The organism is Mesorhizobium sp. B283B1A (genome assembly GCF_020165735.1).
Classification (GTDB): domain Bacteria; phylum Pseudomonadota; class Alphaproteobacteria; order Rhizobiales; family Rhizobiaceae; genus Mesorhizobium; species Mesorhizobium opportunistum.
Genome location: NZ_JAIUIQ010000006.1, coordinates 13769 through 28493, shown reverse-complemented (window position 1 = coordinate 28493; position 14725 = coordinate 13769). Strand labels below are relative to the sequence as shown.

Annotated in this window: 16 protein-coding genes, 1 tRNA gene and 1 pseudogene; 9 read left to right on the top strand and 9 right to left on the bottom strand. The window is 63.0% G+C overall.

Going from position 1 to position 14725, the window contains the following annotated elements; genetic code table 11:
* Positions 1-37: 37 nt before the first annotated feature.
* Positions 38-448, top strand: a complete 411-nt coding sequence (locus LB577_RS06450; protein WP_013894778.1) for a winged helix-turn-helix transcriptional regulator — start codon at positions 38-40, stop codon at positions 446-448.
* A 47-nt stretch (positions 449-495) separates the two neighbouring features.
* Positions 496-1746, top strand: a pseudogene (locus LB577_RS06445) (FAD-dependent oxidoreductase); the annotation flags it as partial.
* Here the strand turns inward: LB577_RS06445 and LB577_RS06440 are convergent.
* On the bottom strand, positions 1709-2437 hold the full coding sequence (locus LB577_RS06440; RefSeq protein ID WP_224686046.1) for a glutathione S-transferase family protein: 729 nt from the start codon (positions 2435-2437) through the stop codon (positions 1709-1711). The pseudogene LB577_RS06445 and the gene LB577_RS06440 overlap by 38 nt on opposite strands.
* A gap of 98 nt (positions 2438-2535) precedes the next feature.
* Between LB577_RS06440 and LB577_RS06435 the strand changes: the two genes are divergently transcribed.
* Positions 2536-2994, top strand: coding sequence for a MarR family winged helix-turn-helix transcriptional regulator (locus LB577_RS06435; protein ID WP_224686045.1), 459 nt, complete (start codon positions 2536-2538; stop codon positions 2992-2994).
* Positions 2995-3033: 39 nt separating this feature from the next.
* Here LB577_RS06435 and LB577_RS06430 read toward each other — a convergent pair whose 3' ends face one another.
* The gene (locus LB577_RS06430; protein WP_411969211.1) at positions 3034-3468 is read right to left on the bottom strand and encodes a DUF1772 domain-containing protein; all 435 of its coding nucleotides are present in this window, start codon (positions 3466-3468) and stop codon (positions 3034-3036) included.
* 148 nt (positions 3469-3616) lie between these two features.
* On the opposite strand from LB577_RS06430, the gene LB577_RS06425 reads away from it, so the two are divergent.
* Both LB577_RS06425 and ilvC read left to right on the top strand, forming a co-directional pair.
* Positions 3617-4270 (top strand): TetR/AcrR family transcriptional regulator, encoded by a 654-nt coding sequence (locus tag LB577_RS06425; protein ID WP_224686044.1) that lies wholly within the window; start codon positions 3617-3619, stop codon positions 4268-4270.
* A gap of 23 nt (positions 4271-4293) precedes the next feature.
* Positions 4294-5313 (top strand): ketol-acid reductoisomerase, encoded by a 1020-nt coding sequence (ilvC, locus tag LB577_RS06420; RefSeq protein WP_013531065.1) that lies wholly within the window; start codon positions 4294-4296, stop codon positions 5311-5313.
* A gap of 177 nt (positions 5314-5490) precedes the next feature.
* Here the strand turns inward: ilvC and LB577_RS06415 are convergent, their stop codons facing one another.
* Positions 5491-6780 carry an alpha/beta hydrolase gene (locus LB577_RS06415; protein WP_023763287.1) on the bottom strand — a complete coding sequence of 430 codons (1290 nt, stop codon included), beginning with the start codon at positions 6778-6780 and terminating at the stop codon, positions 5491-5493.
* A 179-nt stretch (positions 6781-6959) separates the two neighbouring features.
* The gene (locus LB577_RS06410; protein WP_224686043.1) at positions 6960-7532 is read right to left on the bottom strand and encodes a BA14K family protein; all 573 of its coding nucleotides are present in this window, start codon (positions 7530-7532) and stop codon (positions 6960-6962) included.
* A gap of 187 nt (positions 7533-7719) precedes the next feature.
* Here LB577_RS06410 and LB577_RS06405 point away from each other — a divergent pair, with 187 nt between their 5' ends.
* Together LB577_RS06405 and LB577_RS06400 are read left to right on the top strand one after the other, a co-directional pair.
* A complete protein-coding gene (locus LB577_RS06405; protein WP_224686042.1) occupies positions 7720-8835 on the top strand; it encodes an endonuclease/exonuclease/phosphatase family protein in 1116 nt (371 codons plus the stop codon).
* 2 nt (positions 8836-8837) lie between these two features.
* On the top strand, positions 8838-9554 hold the full coding sequence (locus tag LB577_RS06400) for a hypothetical protein (RefSeq protein WP_224686194.1): 717 nt from the start codon (positions 8838-8840) through the stop codon (positions 9552-9554).
* Here the strand turns inward: LB577_RS06400 and LB577_RS06395 are convergent.
* The 4 genes from LB577_RS06395 to LB577_RS06380 form a co-directional block, all read right to left on the bottom strand.
* Complete coding sequence (locus LB577_RS06395; protein WP_224686041.1) at positions 9551-9793, bottom strand: hypothetical protein; 243 nt, start codon at positions 9791-9793, stop codon at positions 9551-9553. The genes LB577_RS06400 and LB577_RS06395 overlap by 4 nt on opposite strands.
* A gap of 125 nt (positions 9794-9918) precedes the next feature.
* Complete coding sequence (locus tag LB577_RS06390) at positions 9919-11136, bottom strand: ABC transporter permease (RefSeq protein WP_013894788.1); 1218 nt, start codon at positions 11134-11136, stop codon at positions 9919-9921.
* Positions 11137-11844 carry an ABC transporter ATP-binding protein gene (locus tag LB577_RS06385; RefSeq protein WP_224686040.1) on the bottom strand — a complete coding sequence of 236 codons (708 nt, stop codon included), beginning with the start codon at positions 11842-11844 and terminating at the stop codon, positions 11137-11139. It lies immediately after the preceding gene.
* 4 nt (positions 11845-11848) lie between these two features.
* On the bottom strand, positions 11849-13141 hold the full coding sequence (locus LB577_RS06380) for an efflux RND transporter periplasmic adaptor subunit (protein ID WP_224686039.1): 1293 nt from the start codon (positions 13139-13141) through the stop codon (positions 11849-11851).
* A gap of 101 nt (positions 13142-13242) precedes the next feature.
* Here LB577_RS06380 and LB577_RS06375 point away from each other — a divergent pair, with 101 nt between their 5' ends.
* Both LB577_RS06375 and LB577_RS06370 read left to right on the top strand, forming a co-directional pair.
* Positions 13243-14151 carry a PhzF family phenazine biosynthesis protein gene (locus LB577_RS06375; protein ID WP_224686038.1) on the top strand — a complete coding sequence of 303 codons (909 nt, stop codon included), beginning with the start codon at positions 13243-13245 and terminating at the stop codon, positions 14149-14151.
* Positions 14152-14258: 107 nt separating this feature from the next.
* Positions 14259-14334, top strand: a tRNA-Lys gene (locus LB577_RS06370).
* 76 nt (positions 14335-14410) lie between these two features.
* Here LB577_RS06370 and LB577_RS06365 read toward each other — a convergent pair.
* On the bottom strand, positions 14411-14680 hold the full coding sequence (locus LB577_RS06365) for a hypothetical protein (RefSeq protein WP_224686037.1): 270 nt from the start codon (positions 14678-14680) through the stop codon (positions 14411-14413).
* Positions 14681-14725: the final 45 nt, after the last annotated feature.

Genomic DNA, 14725 nt, shown 5'->3' with positions numbered 1-14725 from the left:
AGTTTTTTGGGAGGTAGGCACGCGCAGGGAACCAGCCATGGACGGCAAGGTCATCAATCTGAAATCGAAGATGGAGATCTACAAAGCGATCAGCGGCGGCGGCAATATTGCCAATTGTCCGGTTCGCGATGTCATCCAGGGCGTCAGCGGCAAATGGAGATCGCTGCTGATGATGGCGCTGGCTGAACAGCCCTATCGCTTCGGCGAGTTGCGGCGCCTTGTGCCCGACATTTCGCAGCGCATGCTGACCCAGACGCTGTACGATCTGCAGCGCGATGGCTATGTGCATCGCGAGGTGTTTCCGACCAAGCCGCCGAGCGTCGAATACAGCCTGACCGATCTCGGGCGCTCGATGTTCGGCGCCTTTCATCAATTGATCCTGTGGGCCGAACGCAACCATGATGCGGTGCGCGAGGCTCGTGCTGATTTTGATGCCGCCCAGGGCTGAACAGCCGAAGAGCCGCCGCGACTTGATTTCATCGGGCCGCTGAAGGATTGTCCCGGCCAGATGGGCTTGGGGGCACTGGCATTTCCTACGATATCGCAATTGCAGGCGCCGGCCCGGCGGGGCTCGCGATGGCGCTCTATCTCAAGCGCGCCGGGCACAGGGTCACCGTCTTCGAGCGCTTCGAGGAACCCAAGCCCGTCGGCTCAGGACTAATCCTGCAGCCGACCGGGTTGACCGTGTTGGCCGATCTCGGCCTGCTCGACGACATACTGGCGCTCGGCGCCCGCATCGACCGGCTGCATGGCGCCGACGCCTCGACCGGCCGCACCGTGCTCGACGTCCGCTACGATGCGCAGCGCGGCCGCCGTTTCGGCCTGGCGGTGCATCGGGCTGCCCTGTTCGGCGTGCTTTTCCGCGCCGCCCGGCGCGAGGCCATCGCCATCGAGACCGGCGTCGAGATCGAGGCCGTGGAGGCCGGCGAACGGGCGACGCTGGTCTGTGGCAACGGACGAAGGGCAGGGCCGTTCGATCTGATCGTCGACGCCAGCGGCTCGCGCTCGAAACTGCGGCAATGCTCTGATAATGGAGGCGCGCCGCGGCCGCTCACCTATGGCGCGTTCTGGGCATCGCTCGGCTGGCGCGGCGAGGGCTTCGACGAGCACGCGCTTTCGCAGCGCTACGACAGGGCCAGCGTGATGATCGGCGTGCTGCCGATCGGCCGGCCGGAACCGGGTGCTGAAAAGATGGCGGCCTTCTTCTGGAGCCTGAAGCCTGATGATGCCGACGCGGTGCGTGCTCAGGGCCTGGACGCCTGGAAGGAGAGGGTGGTCCGGCTGTGGCCGCAAAGCCAGGCATACACCAGCCAGATCGACAGTTTCGACCAGTTGTCGCTGGCCCGCTACGGCCATCACACGATGAAGCTTCCGGTTGGCCGGCGGCTGGCGATCATCGGCGATGCCGCGCATTCGACCAGCCCGCAGCTCGGGCAAGGGGCCAACATGGCGCTGCTCGACGCGGCGGCGCTCAGCCATGCGCTGGCACGGACCGACAATGTCGAGGCGGCCCTCGAAGCCTATGCCAGGGCGCGGCGCTGGCATGTGCGTGTCTTCCAGGCGCTGTCGCTGGCGTTCACGCCGTTCTACCAGTCGGATTCCGTGGCGCTGCCCTTCATCCGTGACCGGCTGGTGGCGACCATCGCAAAAATCCCGCCTGCGCCGCAAGTTCTGGCGTCGATGGTGGCCGGCACGGTGATTGATCCGTTCAAGCGGATCGGGCTGACCGAAGCGCGATGGGCGGATTGTTTCGATGGCTCGACAGAAATGAGCCCTTCGCCCGCAGGAAAGTATCCAGACGCTGCGGATAATCCGGTGCAACGGCGTCCCTGATGGAGGGGCGTTCGCTCAACGTTTTTCGCCAGACCTGGACACGCGGCTTGCCGTCCAGGATGCCGAAATCGCCGAACCGGTCGAAGGCGTCGAGATATCTGAAAACAGGCCCATAAACAGCATCGACGAGCGAGAAACAGTCGCCGGCAAACCATGGCCCACCTTGCCGGGCTTCGTCCGCCAGTTCGTCTTCAAGGCGGCCAAACATGGCCGACAGCGTGCTGGTCTCGGCAAGGAAGCCGGCCTCGGTGGGGGCCGAATAGAAGCGGCCGATGGTGTTGAGGATGGCCGAGCCGAATTCGATCCAGGCACGATGCTGGGCGCGGGCATTGGGATCAGCGGGGTGGAGGGGATTGGCCTGTGTCTCTTCGAGGAATTCGAGAATGACAGCCGACTCGAAGATTACCGTTTCCTCGCCGTTCCGCGGCACGCGCAGCAACGGAACCTTGCCGAGCGGCGAGATCGCCTTGAACCAGTGCGGCTTGTCGGCAAGGTCGATGTCGATGCGCTCGAACGGCACGCCTTTTTCGGTCAGCGAGATCGCCGCGCGCTGGACGTAAGGACAGAGAGGATGGCTGACGAGAATGAGCTTGTCGTGCTTCATGGATTTGTCTTTCAGCATTGATGCAGTTGCATCTATGTAGATGCGCGTGCATCGATCGTCAAGCTTGATGCATCTGCATCTATCGTCTAATGTGGGCCATGACCGAGAACACCACGCCTTCGCCGGACGCCATCAAGGCATGGGCTCACCTGATGCGCGTTTCGCGCCAACTGGTGGAGAGTGCCGAAGACGCGCTGAAGCAAGGCGGCCTGCCATCGCTCGACTGGTACGATGTACTGCATGAACTCGCCGAGGCGGGTGAGGGTGGCTTGCGGCCGTTTCAATTGATCGAGCGCACCCTTTTTGCGCAATACAACATCTCGCGGCTGCTGGCGCGGCTCGAAGCGGACCGGCTGGTCGAGAAACTGCCGGTGGCCGACGACGGTCGCGGCCAGACGATCCGCATCACGGCCAAGGGGCTGGAGATGCGGCGGCGGATGTGGGCGGTCTATGGCCGGTCGATCGCGGAACTGGTTGGTGCCAAACTCCGCGCGGATGAGCTGAACGCGCTGTCGGCACTGCTTGGCCGGCTGCGTCACCCGCCTGCCACGGACTGATAGCGCTTCTGCCAAAATCCGATTGGCAGATCGGGCCGATCAGGCCAGATGGCTGCCCCAGAGAAAGGCCAGCGTTGCCAGCACGCCCAGGGCCACGCGAGCGAGGTGCAGATTGCCCCATTTGATGGTCAGGGATCTGGCTTGCGGATTGCCGGCGCCGACATCCATCGCTTCCAGCAGCCTGTTGGTCGGCATCATTGCGATCAGCGTCCACGGCCAGGGCAGGATGATCAGCACCGCGCCGACGAGAAAGGCAAGGCCGCCGCTCGACCACCAGGCGATCAGGCCAAGAACGCAGGCGACAATGGCAATGGATGCTTGCATGGCGGCGCCGCGCTTGTAGGACGGCTGCCATTGCCTGAGCAGCGCCCTGTCATCCAGGCGAAGCCGTGCCGGCTGCTCGGCGACGCTGACATAGATCGCGGCGCCGGCGAACATGGCTGATATGGTCAAGGCGAGCAATCCGATCAGCATCTTCTTCCCCTCGAGCGGCTGTCGGTGAAGCCGTCCAGAAAGAAATAGGGCTTGCAAGGTTTGGTGCAATACGGCATAGAAGCGCCGAACCGTAACGTACGGTACGGCTTGCCGCGAATGATCGCTAGCCTGTCCGTGAGGGAAGAGCGTGTTGCACACCGTGCCCGACATCGACACCAGCGAGATGCTGACGGAGCGGCAGAAGGCCGTTCTGGATGCGGCATTGCGGCTGTTGGTCGAGGAGGGCGATCAGCTGACCATGACCGCCGTGGCCAGGCGCGCAAGCTGTTCCAAGGAAACGCTCTACAAATGGTTTGGCGACCGCGACGGGCTGCTGACGGCGACGGTACAGTGGCAGGCCTCCAAGGTGCGGGTGGCGCCGGTCGATGGCAGGGGGCTCGATCTTGCCTCGCTGGCGGCAAGCCTCGAGCGTTTCGCTTCCGACTGGCTGAAAGTGATTTCGAGCGATACCTCGATAGCGCTCAATCGTGTCGCTGTCGGCCATGCCGGGTCGGGCAAGGACAACCTTGGCGCCGTCGTGCTGGACAATGGCCGCTTCGCGCTGGCCAAGCGGCTGAAGCCGGTGCTGGAGGCAGGCCGCGAGGCAAGACTTCTGGATTTCGCGGATGCCGAGACGGCGTTCCGTACCTTTTTCGGGCTGGTCGCCCGCGACGTGCAGATCCGTCTCTTGCTCGGCGACCGGCTGGAATTGACTGAGGCGGCGATCGGCGGCGACGCCGCGCGGGCGACGCAGCAGTTTCTCGCTCTTTTCGGAGCAAAAACCGGGCCGCAAGGCCTCTGATGTCAAACGGGAAGGAAGACAAAATGCGCGTCTATTACGATCGTGATGCCGATCTCAACCTGATCAAGGGCAAGAAGGTTGCCATCATCGGCTATGGCAGCCAGGGCAGGGCGCATGCGCTCAACCTCAAGGATTCCGGAGCCAAGGAGATCGCCATTGGCCTCAAGGCCGGCTCGGCGACCGCCAAGAAGGTCGAGGCCGACGGGCTCAAGGTGATGAGCGTGGCGGACGCCGCCAAATGGGCCGACCTGATGATGATGGCGACGCCCGACGAATTGCAGGCCGACATCTACAAGAACGAGATCGCGCCGAACATCCGCGACGGTGCCGCGATTGCCTTCGCGCACGGCCTCAACGTGCATTTCGGCCTGATCGAGCCGAAGTCGACGGTCGACGTGGTCATGATCGCGCCGAAGGGCCCCGGCCATACCGTGCGCGGCGAATACCAGAAGGGCGGCGGCGTGCCGTGCCTGGTCGCCGTCAACCAAGACGCTTCGGGCAACGCGCTCGACCTGGCGCTCTCCTACGCCTGCGGCGTCGGCGGCGGCCGTTCGGGCATCATCGAGACCAATTTCCGCGAGGAATGCGAAACCGATCTGTTCGGCGAGCAGGTGGTGCTGTGCGGCGGCCTGGTCGAACTGATCCGTGCCGGTTTCGAAACGCTGGTGGAAGCCGGCTATGCGCCCGAAATGGCCTATTTCGAGTGCCTGCACGAGGTCAAGCTGATCGTCGACCTGATCTATGAGGGCGGCATCGCCAACATGAACTACTCGATCTCGAACACGGCCGAATGGGGCGAGTACGTCTCGGGCCCGCGCATCATCACCGCCGAGACCAAGGCCGAGATGAAGCGCGTGCTGAAGGACATCCAGACCGGCAAGTTCACCTCGGAGTGGATGCAGGAATACCGCGCCGGCATGTCGCGCTTCAAGGGCATCCGCCGCAACAACGACAGCCACCAGATCGAGGAAGTCGGCGCCAAGCTGCGCGCCATGATGCCGTGGATTTCGAAGAACAAGCTGGTCGACAAGGCCAAGAACTGAGCGAATCCACGGACCTTCCCCTACCATGCAAAAGGGCGGCGAGTGCCGCCCTTTTCATTTCTGATCGCCAAATTGCTTAAAGCGGTTCACCGTTTCACGGAAACGGTGAACCGCTTTAACTCTTTGTTTTGACGCAATTCCGGACGGAAAACCGTTTTACACTTTTCCTGGAATTGCTTAGGCGCTCGATCCGTCCGGCTCGCCGTCGTCATCCAGCAAATCGATCAATTTCTGCATTTCCACGCGCAGTTGATCGTGCATTTCAGACAGCGCCTGATGCCACTGCCGAGCCTGTTCGACTGTCGGCATCTCCTTCACCTTGGTGATCTGATTGACGACGAACTGGCGCCCGTTCCATTGCCGTTCGACTTCCTGGAAAGCGTTGCTGTATTTCTTGTCGATGGTCTGCCTGCCTGTGGAGGTTATGAGAATGATGTTGTTGCCCAAGTCGACCACCCTGGAGTCATAATTGCGCGCTTTGGCCACGCCCTCATCGATCTGTTTCAGCAGGACGTCGGCGACCTGAACGATCTGAGCCCATCTCTCGGGTGTCGGATTGTCTTCAAACTGGTACATCATCGGAAACAGCCGGCCGCCCTTGAGATCGAGCGTCATGTTGACCTCGGCAACGACATCGCCCAACTGCTTCTTCAGATCCTTGCGCCCTGCCAGCCAGTCTTCCGTGACGCATTGTCCTTTGTAGGGTTTCAGGTCACTGGCGCAGCCGCCAAACCACCCGAAAGGGTGCACGACAAAAAGTGCCGCGATCCCGACGGCCGCGGCCAGCGGAATCCACTTCAGCGGCAGCCGCAACAGGTTGAACCATGCCGGCGTCCCACCACCTTGGGTATCCACATCGGAGAATGTCACCTTCTCGCCGCGAACCAGGGGGATCCAGTTGGCCTTGACGAATTCGTTGGTGAAGTACTCGCTATGCGTGATGTCGTGGAAGCGGTCCCGGACATTGAACATTCCGAAGCCGTAAGTGCCGGTGGCGCCGTAACCCCAGGTGCCGGACTGCGCCATGACAGGCCAGATGTCGCGCGTTCCGCATTCATTGATGATGGCATTGCGCTTGTCCGTGCCGCGTATCTGGTTTTCCACCGCGCGCCAGTCGAAATCTCCCGGAACCACCGAGCCGCACAGGATGATGCGGTCGAATTGGAAAAAGGGGTTCTGCAGGATGACCCGGGTCAGCGCATAGGTACCATAGCTGTGCGCAAAGACGATCAGCGGCCTGTCGCCATAGTGCTTGCCGATCCCTTCGATCTGCTGGCGGAGCTTTTCGATCGGGCCGGCCCGGCAGATGCCAAGCGGGCACCAGAACCGCAGCAGGTCGAAATAGCCGTATTTGATCGGAATAACGGTGGCCGAAGTCTCGCTCTCGATGACAGAGGCGATCCGGTTCTGCCACCAGGCGGCGGTCCTGATGCCATGGATCAGGATCACGACGGGCGCTTCGGACATTTCAGCTTACCCCCTCAAGCCGCAAAGTCTTGCGGGGTGATAGTAGTTGCAGCGAGAGGAAAAGTTAAGTCCGCCGCCTGTTATGAGAATTCCAGGATGGGGAGAGCTTTTTCGACCGCGGCACCAAATGAAAACGGCGCCGCGATGCGGCGCCGTTGAGCATGCCCAGGCGTTCCGGCTCAGCTATAGGGCGACCAGCATTGCTGGCGCGGGCCGTTGTAGGGCTGGAACGTGTTGTCCCAGGCGCGATACGACCGGTACCTGTTGTAGCACCATTGCACATGGGCGTTCGAAAGCCGTCCCGCGCGGTAATAACGGCGCGGCGCAGGCCTATAATAATCGTAGTTGTTGTAGTTGTTGTACATGCTGCCAAGGCCGAGCCCCAAGCCGAGGCCCAGGACCGCGGCGGCGCCGTCATCATAATAGCCGCCGTGATAGTGGCGGCGGCCGTGACGCCAGCGCCAGTTGTCGCCGCCGTTCCAGTTGCCGCCGCCGTTCCAATTGCCCCCGTTCCAGTGCCGGTTTCCATTCCAGTGGCCCGACCGGCGCCATCTCCAGTCGTTGTTGAACGAGCGGTCGTTGCCGCCTGCCCAGCTGTCGCGCACCGGAGTGACCGCGGGTGCTGCCGTGCTGGCGGGAACCGACAGGTTCGGCTGAAGAATCGGACCGGCAGCGGACGGCGCCGTGATGCCGGAGACAATTCCGAGCGCTATCAGCCCGGATTTCATCGTGAAAGAAAAGAGCGAATTCATTGCACTCTCCAAGAGACACAGGCCCCACGCCTACCCTGGAATGGGCCTACTGTGGATGTTCGCATCTGAACGGCGGATGAACGGAAAGGTTCCGTCAACCATGACGCGAATACCGCAGGACCAATCGATCTCCGCTTGTGGTCCTGCGATCTTGTTTTCTGGCGCACTTGCGGGCAAAGGTCGGGGCATGTCGCTGCGCCTTGCCACCTTCAATGTCGAGAACCTGATGAACAGGTTCGATTTTTCCGGTTATCGCAACCAGCTCAACGAAGACCGGACGCTGGCGCTGTTCGATATCCAGAGCGAGGCCGAATACAAGATGCTGGAGCAGGCCCGGGCGATCGCCCAGTCCGACGACATGCGCCAGCTCACGGCGCTGGCGATCGCCGCCACCCGTGCCGATGTCATCTGCATGCAGGAGGTCGACAACATCGAGGCGCTGAAGGCCTTCGAATACGGCTATCTGTTCAAGATGGTGGGGCAGGGCTACCGCCAGAAATACATCACGTCGGGCAATGATTCGCGCGGCATCGATGTCGCCATCATGATGCGCAACGAGACCGCGCAGGGCCAGCCGATCGAATTCGTTCGCATGACCAGCTACGCCCATGTCACCTACGAGCAGTTCGGGCTGCATACGCCGGAACTGGCGGCCCTCGGCAACCAGGCCAATGAACGCGTCTTCCGGCGTGACTGCCTGGAAATCGATATCACCGTGGGCGGCGTGCCGCTGACGCTCTATCTTGTGCACTTCAAGTCGATGGGCTCGCCGCGCAACGGCCTCGACGGGCGCGAGGCGACGATGCCGGTGCGTATCGCCGAGGCGCAAGCAGTGCGCCGGATCATAGAACAGCGTTTCGGCACGGATCATGCCGCCGACAAGCGCTGGGCGATCTGCGGCGACATGAACGATTACCGCCAGCGTGTGAAGATCGCCGGCGATGAATTCGACGGCTACCGTTTCGAGGTGGTCGACGAGGCCCAGTCCTGTATCGACGTGCTGACGGCGGGCGGCTTCAGTGAAAACATCGTCGAACGGCGGCCGGAAATGAACCGCTGGACCTTCTACCACACGCGCGGGCCCGAGGAGCGGCATCTCTGCCAACTCGACTATATCCTGCTGTCCAGGGGTCTGGCGGCGAAGAATGCCACCGCCGTTCCCGACATCATCCGCAACGGCCAGCCCTGGCGCACGATCTTTCCCGCGGGCCAGGAAGTCGAGCGTTTCCCGCGCGCCGGCTGGGACCGGCCGAAGGCGTCGGACCACTGCCCGGTGGCGATCACGCTGGATATTGTCCGGTGAGCATGCGTTTCGATCTGCCGCGCAATATCATCCTGCCTGTCGATGCCGTCGAGGTCCGGCTCGATCCCGGCCCGCACCCTTTCGCGCTGGAAAACGCTGACGCGATTGCCGAGAACTGGCAGCGCGAGATCGCGGCCAATCCGGCGCTGTTCGACGGCACGGTCGTGCTTTTGTCGCAACTTGCCTGGCGCGACAAACGGCTCGTCGGCCGCTGTCATGCGATCAACTACTCCACCTTCATGCTTTGGCGTCAGCAGCGCGAAAATACCGGCGCCGAGCATGCTTATGCCCATGCCATGCTGGTGGCCGGCGACAATGCGCTGGTGGCGATCCGCATGGGGCCGCATACCGTGAGCGCGGGCCGCGTCTATTTTGCCGCCGGATCGTTCGAGCCGATCGACTTTCGCGAAGGTCTGGTCGACGTCGATTTCAACATGATGCGCGAGGTGCGCGAGGAGACCGGGCTCGACCTGTCGGCTGCCAGGCGCGGGGTGCGTTATCACGCCCTTTCGATGGCAAGCGGGACAGTCATCTTCCGCCGCTATCACGTGACGGCGCCGGCCGACGAGATCGCGCGACGAATCTCAGCCTTCGTCGCCAGCGAAACCGATCCGGAGATCGAGGGGCCGGTCATCATCCGCCATGCCGCCGACCTGCCGGAGGGGCTGTCGCCGCACATGAAGCCGCTGATCGAGTGGCATTTTTCCGGCGAGGGTTAGGGGCACGTCTTGCCCTGCGCCGCCTTGCGATCGTTTTTGGCCGCGACGAAGAACAAGATGAAGCCGATACCCAGCAAGCCGCCCATCGCCATGCCCATGGTCTGGCCGACGATTGCCTGGAAATCCGAGGTGACGCGGTCGGGATTGGCCATGCCGTAGCGGGCGAGATACCACCAGATGCCGGCCAGGGCGGCTTCGATGATGACCATCACCAGGATCAATCGTGACTTCTTGCTCATGCGTCATTCCACAACCAGGGATGCCCTGGCCTAACATTGCGAGCGGCGTGGCGGGAGAGGGGGAAACGTCGAAGGTTGTGCAAAACCAGATCGAAGCGCCGGACACGCTTTCCGATTGGGATTGCCTATTCGTGCCGGAGCGCGTCGATCGGGTCGAGCCTGGCGCCGCGCAGGGCCGGGAAGAAGCCGAACACCATGCCGATCAGCGCCGAAAAGCCGACGGCGAGCAAGATGACCGCCGGGCTTGGCGCGAAGGGGATGGTCAGCGTCGCCGAGGCGAGGCCGGCCAGGGCCAGCCCGATCAGGATGCCGATGATGCCGCCGAGCAGCGACAGCACCGTCGCCTCGACCAGGAACTGGATGAGGATGTGCTTTTCATGCGCGCCGATGGCGAGCCTGATGCCGATCTCGCGGGTGCGTTCGGTGACCGAGACCAGCATGATGTTCATGATGCCGATGCCGCCGACCAAAAGGCTGACGCCGGCCACCGCGCCCAGCATGCCGGTCATGGTGGTGGTGGCGCTGGCCATGGCGTCGGCGATCTGGGTCATGTCGCGGATGCCGAAATCGCTCTCGCGGTCGGGGGTGATGCGGCGTGCGTCGCGCAAGATGTCCTCGACGCGCGGCTGCAGTTCCGTGGTCGGCGTGCGGTCGTCGGCGGCGATGTAGATGTTGTCGATATCGCGGTTGCCGGCGATGCGGCGCTGGTAGGCATGCAGCGGCATCAGCACGACATTGTCCTGGTCCTGGCCGAAGCCGGTATAGCCCTTGGGTTCGAGCAGGCCGATGATCTTGCAGGAGGTTCGGTTGACGCGGATGATCTCGCCTTCGGGATCGCCGGCGCCGAAGAACTGCTGGCGCACCGTCTCGCCGATCAGGCACACGCCGGTGCCGGAACGGGTTTCGGAATCGCTGAACGGCCGGCCTGATACCAGCTTCCAGTCGCGCGCGTCGAGATAGGCACTGTCGGTGCCGGTGACGCCGGAGGTCAGGCTCTCGGTGCCGAAGATGACGCGCACCTGTTTCTGCGAGGCCGGCGAGATGGCGCGTGCGCCGCTGAGATGCGCGACCAGCGCCGCCACGTCCTTCTCGGCCAGCGGCCGCACCGCCTGGTCGAGCCCGCCGGGGGCGCCGGGACCGGCGGGCCGCCCGGCGCGAACGACCAGCAAATTGCTGCCGAGCTTGGAGATGTCGGCCTTGACCTTCTGCGTGGTGCCGGAGCCGATGGTCAACATGGCAATGACGGCGGCGACGCCGATGACGATGCCGAGCAGCGTCAGGAACGAGCGCAGCACATTGCGGCGGATCGAGCGCAGCGAGAGGCGGACGGTTTCCCAGATCATTTATGCCGTCTCCAGATTCATGGTGTCTGAGGCGACATGCCCATCGAGGAAGCGGATGGTGCGCTCGGCATATTCGGCGACGTCGGCCTCGTGGGTGACCATGGCGATGGTCAGGCCAAGCTCCTTGTTGAGCCGCGTCAGCAACTCCATGATTTCGTGCGTGCGGGCAGTGTCGAGATTGCCGGTCGGCTCGTCGGCGACAAGCAGGGTCGGCCTGGTGACGATGGCGCGCGCAATCGCCACGCGCTGCTGCTGGCCGCCCGACAGTTCGGCCGGCGTGTGGTGCTCGCGGCCGACGAGGCCGACCTCGGCGAGCGCCTGCATGGCAAGGTCGCGGCGCTCACGGGCGGCCACGCCGCGATAGATCAGCGGCAGTTCGACGTTTTCGGCCGCCGTGGTGCGGGCCAAGAGATTGTAGCCCTGGAAGACGAAGCCGACATAAAGGTTGCGTAGCATGGCGCGGCGGTTGCGGTCGAGGCGGCCGGCGTCGATGCCCATGAAGGAATAGGTTCCGGCCGTCGGCGTGTCGAGGCAGCCGATGATGTTCATCGCCGTCGACTTGCCGGAGCCGGACGGGCCCATGATGGCGACGAATTCACTGCTGCGGATCGCAAGGTCGACGCCGGCCAGCGCATGCACCTTGGCCTCGCCCTGGCCATAGCTCTTCCAGACCTTGTCGAAGGTGATGAGGGCAGCACCGGCGGCCACGGCCTCAGCCCCGCTGCTGCGAGGCGGTGATGACCTGCGCGCCTTCCTCCAGGCCGGAGGTGATCTCGGTCAGTTCGCCATCGGTCGAGCCGATCTTGACGTTGACGGGATGCGGCCGGCCGTTCTCCAGCACATAGAGCGTGCGCGATCCATCGGTGGGGGCCGTCGCTGCCTGGCGCTGGCGATTGCCGCCTGGGCGGCCCATGCGGCCGGTGAACAGATCGCTGAAACTCCAGGGTCGCGCGGCCTGCTGTGCCGGGCGGTAGCGGAAGGCGCCGGCGGGCACGGTGAGCACATCCTTGGCCTGCCGCGTCACGACTGAAACCGTGGCGGTCATGCCGGGACGCAGCAGCAGTTCGGAATTGTCGACCTCGAGCCTCGCATTGTAGGTGACGACGCCGTCGGTGGTGACCGAGGCATAGGAGATGTCGCGGATTTCGGCATCGAACGGCCGATCCGGGAAGGCGTCGACCGTGAAGCGTGCATGCTGGCCCGGCTTGACGGCGCCGATGTCGGCTTCGTCGACCGCCGCCACCAGTTCCATGTTCCTCAAATCCGCGGCGATGATGAATAGCACCGGCGCCTGCAGCGAGGAGGCGACGGTCTGGCCGGGATCGACCGAACGCGTCAGCACGATGCCGTCGATCGGCGCGTAGATGGTGCTATTGCCAAGGTCGGTCTGCTGCGATTTCAGATCGGCATTGGCGATGGCGAGATTGGCCTCGGCGCTGTCGAGCGCCGCCTTGGAGCGGTCGCGCGTCGCGGTCGCCGCCTCGAGCGACTGGTCTGTCGCCATGCCGCGCTTGGTCAAGGCCGCCGCACGCACCAGCGCGCTTTCATTCTCGGCAAGCGTTACCTTTGCGTCCTCGACGTTGGCCGCCGCCGCCTTGGCGGACGCTTCAGCCCGTTCGATCTGGACCTGCAGCTTGGCGGTATCGAGGGCCGCAAGCACGTCGCCCTTCTTCACTTGCTGGTTCTCGTTGACCGAAACCGAGCGTATGATGCCGGAGAGCTGGCTGGAAATATCGACCTGGGTCAGCGGCTGCAACGTGCCGGTGGCGGACACCTGGACGGTGAGGTCGGCCTTGGCGGCCGGTACGGTCGTGTAATCGATCTTGGCCGGCGTGCCAGCATACCATTGGTAGAGGCCGAGACCGGCGGCAAGCACGATCAGGGTCAGCAACGCATAGAGCCAGCCACGCCGGCGCGTCTTGCGCAGACCTTGTCGGTCGAGTCCAAGCGCCGTCTCGATGGCGGAATCCGATTCCGTCTTTGGCAGATTGACAATCTGGTCCACGCCGGACCCCTATGAAGCGCAATGTCCCTATCTGCGTACAGATCAGGCTTGATGGTTCAAATATCAAATTAAATTTCGCCCATGTTTGGATTGAGGCAGGAATGCAAACCCGGAATTACTTGCTTTACGATGTGTTCACGACCGAGCGACTGGCCGGCAATCCGCTGGCCGTGGTGTTGGATTGCAAAGGTCTGGACACGGCGGCGATGCAGGCCATCGCGCGCGAGTTCAATCTGTCCGAATCGGTCTTTGTGCTGCCGCCGGACAATCCCAAGCATAAAAACCGCATCCGTATCTTCACGCCGGACTATGAAATGCCGTTCGCCGGCCACCCGACGGTGGGGTCGGCAATCGCGTTGGCCGAGCTTGCCGGCGAGGGCGAGGCCGGCATCTTCGTGCTGGAGGAGAACATCGGCCCGGTGCGCTGCGCCGTCAGCAGGCACGATGGCGCGACTTTCGCCGAGTTCGACCTGGCGAAATTGCCGGAGCCGCTGAAGCTCGAAGCCGATCCGGAGGCGATCGGTGCCGCCCTTGGCCTGACGCCGCATGAGATCGGCTTCGAGAATCACCGCGTTGGGTTCTGGTCGGCGGGCGTACCCTATGTGACCATTCCGGTCGCCAATCTCGAAGCGGCGGGCCGCGTCCGGCTGGACAACCAGGCGTGGTCGGAACTGGCGCCGCGCAAGAGCGACTGGGCCTTCGCCAGCCCCTATGTCTACTGCCGCGAGACGGTGAACCATGAAAGCGCGTTCCATGTGCGCATGATCGTGCCCGGCACGCCTTCCTACGAAGATCCGGCGACCGGCTCGGCGGCGGCCGCCTTCGCTGGCGCCATCATGCATTTCGACGGCCCGACGGACGGGGTTTCGCAGCTGTGGATAGAGCAGGGGCTGGAGATGGGCCGGCCGTCGCGCATCCGCCTCGAACTGACCGTGCAGGGCGGAAAACTGGCCTCGGCGCGCATTGGCGGCAACGCGGTCAAGGTGGCGGAAGGCAAGCTTTTCGTCTGACCATCTGCGGCACTTGAGCGATTTGTCGGGAAATGATTCCAGCAGGGCTGGACAGGACCGGTATCGGCGGCTATATGCCCGCCAACGCCGGTTTTTGCCGGCCGAGTGGGTGCGTAGCTCAGTTGGTAGAGCAGCTGACTCTTAATCAGCGGGTCCACAGTTCAATCCTGTGCGCACCCACCAAATTCCTTGAAGACTTGGTGGAAAGACCCTGAAAGCGGGAAACCGATGAGGCTCATCCAAGGTGAGCCATCGGCGTTCAAAGGCGATTATTGCCACGCCCAAAAACGCGGCCCAGAAACCTGCCGAATCGAAAAGCGATACCACTGTTCACGCTTTGATGTCCGTCGACGTCACTGCCGACCTTTCCTCCTGAAAAATCGCTGATGAGCCACCAGAAAAAAATCAGGAAAAGAACAAGAATCCCGGTGTCGATTGGGCCGTAGGTGGAGTATCCGCTGCGCCAAAGCACAGCAGCACATATTGCAGCGATGGTAGCAGCAGCAGCGACTGGATGTAGCTTTTTCATCCTAACACTCTATTGGAAAATCGCCGGGAACGAAAGCTGCCGTCC

What these genes read in the sequence shown, in the direction of transcription:
- LB577_RS06450 (WP_013894778.1), top strand. Translation starts at nt 38, where the DNA reads ATGGACGGCAAGGTCATCAATCTGAAATCGAAGATGGAGATCTACAAA.
- LB577_RS06440 (WP_224686046.1), bottom strand. Translation starts at nt 2,437, where the DNA reads ATGAAGCACGACAAGCTCATTCTCGTCAGCCATCCTCTCTGTCCTTAC.
- LB577_RS06435 (WP_224686045.1), top strand. Translation starts at nt 2,536, where the DNA reads ATGACCGAGAACACCACGCCTTCGCCGGACGCCATCAAGGCATGGGCT.
- LB577_RS06430 (WP_411969211.1), bottom strand. Translation starts at nt 3,468, where the DNA reads ATGCTGATCGGATTGCTCGCCTTGACCATATCAGCCATGTTCGCCGGC.
- ilvC (WP_013531065.1), top strand. Translation starts at nt 4,294, where the DNA reads ATGCGCGTCTATTACGATCGTGATGCCGATCTCAACCTGATCAAGGGC.
- LB577_RS06415 (WP_023763287.1), bottom strand. Translation starts at nt 6,780, where the DNA reads ATGTCCGAAGCGCCCGTCGTGATCCTGATCCATGGCATCAGGACCGCC.
- LB577_RS06410 (WP_224686043.1), bottom strand. Translation starts at nt 7,532, where the DNA reads ATGAATTCGCTCTTTTCTTTCACGATGAAATCCGGGCTGATAGCGCTC.
- LB577_RS06405 (WP_224686042.1), top strand. Translation starts at nt 7,720, where the DNA reads ATGTCGCTGCGCCTTGCCACCTTCAATGTCGAGAACCTGATGAACAGG.
- LB577_RS06400 (WP_224686194.1), top strand. Translation starts at nt 8,838, where the DNA reads ATGCGTTTCGATCTGCCGCGCAATATCATCCTGCCTGTCGATGCCGTC.
- LB577_RS06395 (WP_224686041.1), bottom strand. Translation starts at nt 9,793, where the DNA reads ATGAGCAAGAAGTCACGATTGATCCTGGTGATGGTCATCATCGAAGCC.
- LB577_RS06390 (WP_013894788.1), bottom strand. Translation starts at nt 11,136, where the DNA reads ATGATCTGGGAAACCGTCCGCCTCTCGCTGCGCTCGATCCGCCGCAAT.
- LB577_RS06375 (WP_224686038.1), top strand. Translation starts at nt 13,243, where the DNA reads ATGCAAACCCGGAATTACTTGCTTTACGATGTGTTCACGACCGAGCGA.
- LB577_RS06365 (WP_224686037.1), bottom strand. Translation starts at nt 14,680, where the DNA reads ATGAAAAAGCTACATCCAGTCGCTGCTGCTGCTACCATCGCTGCAATA.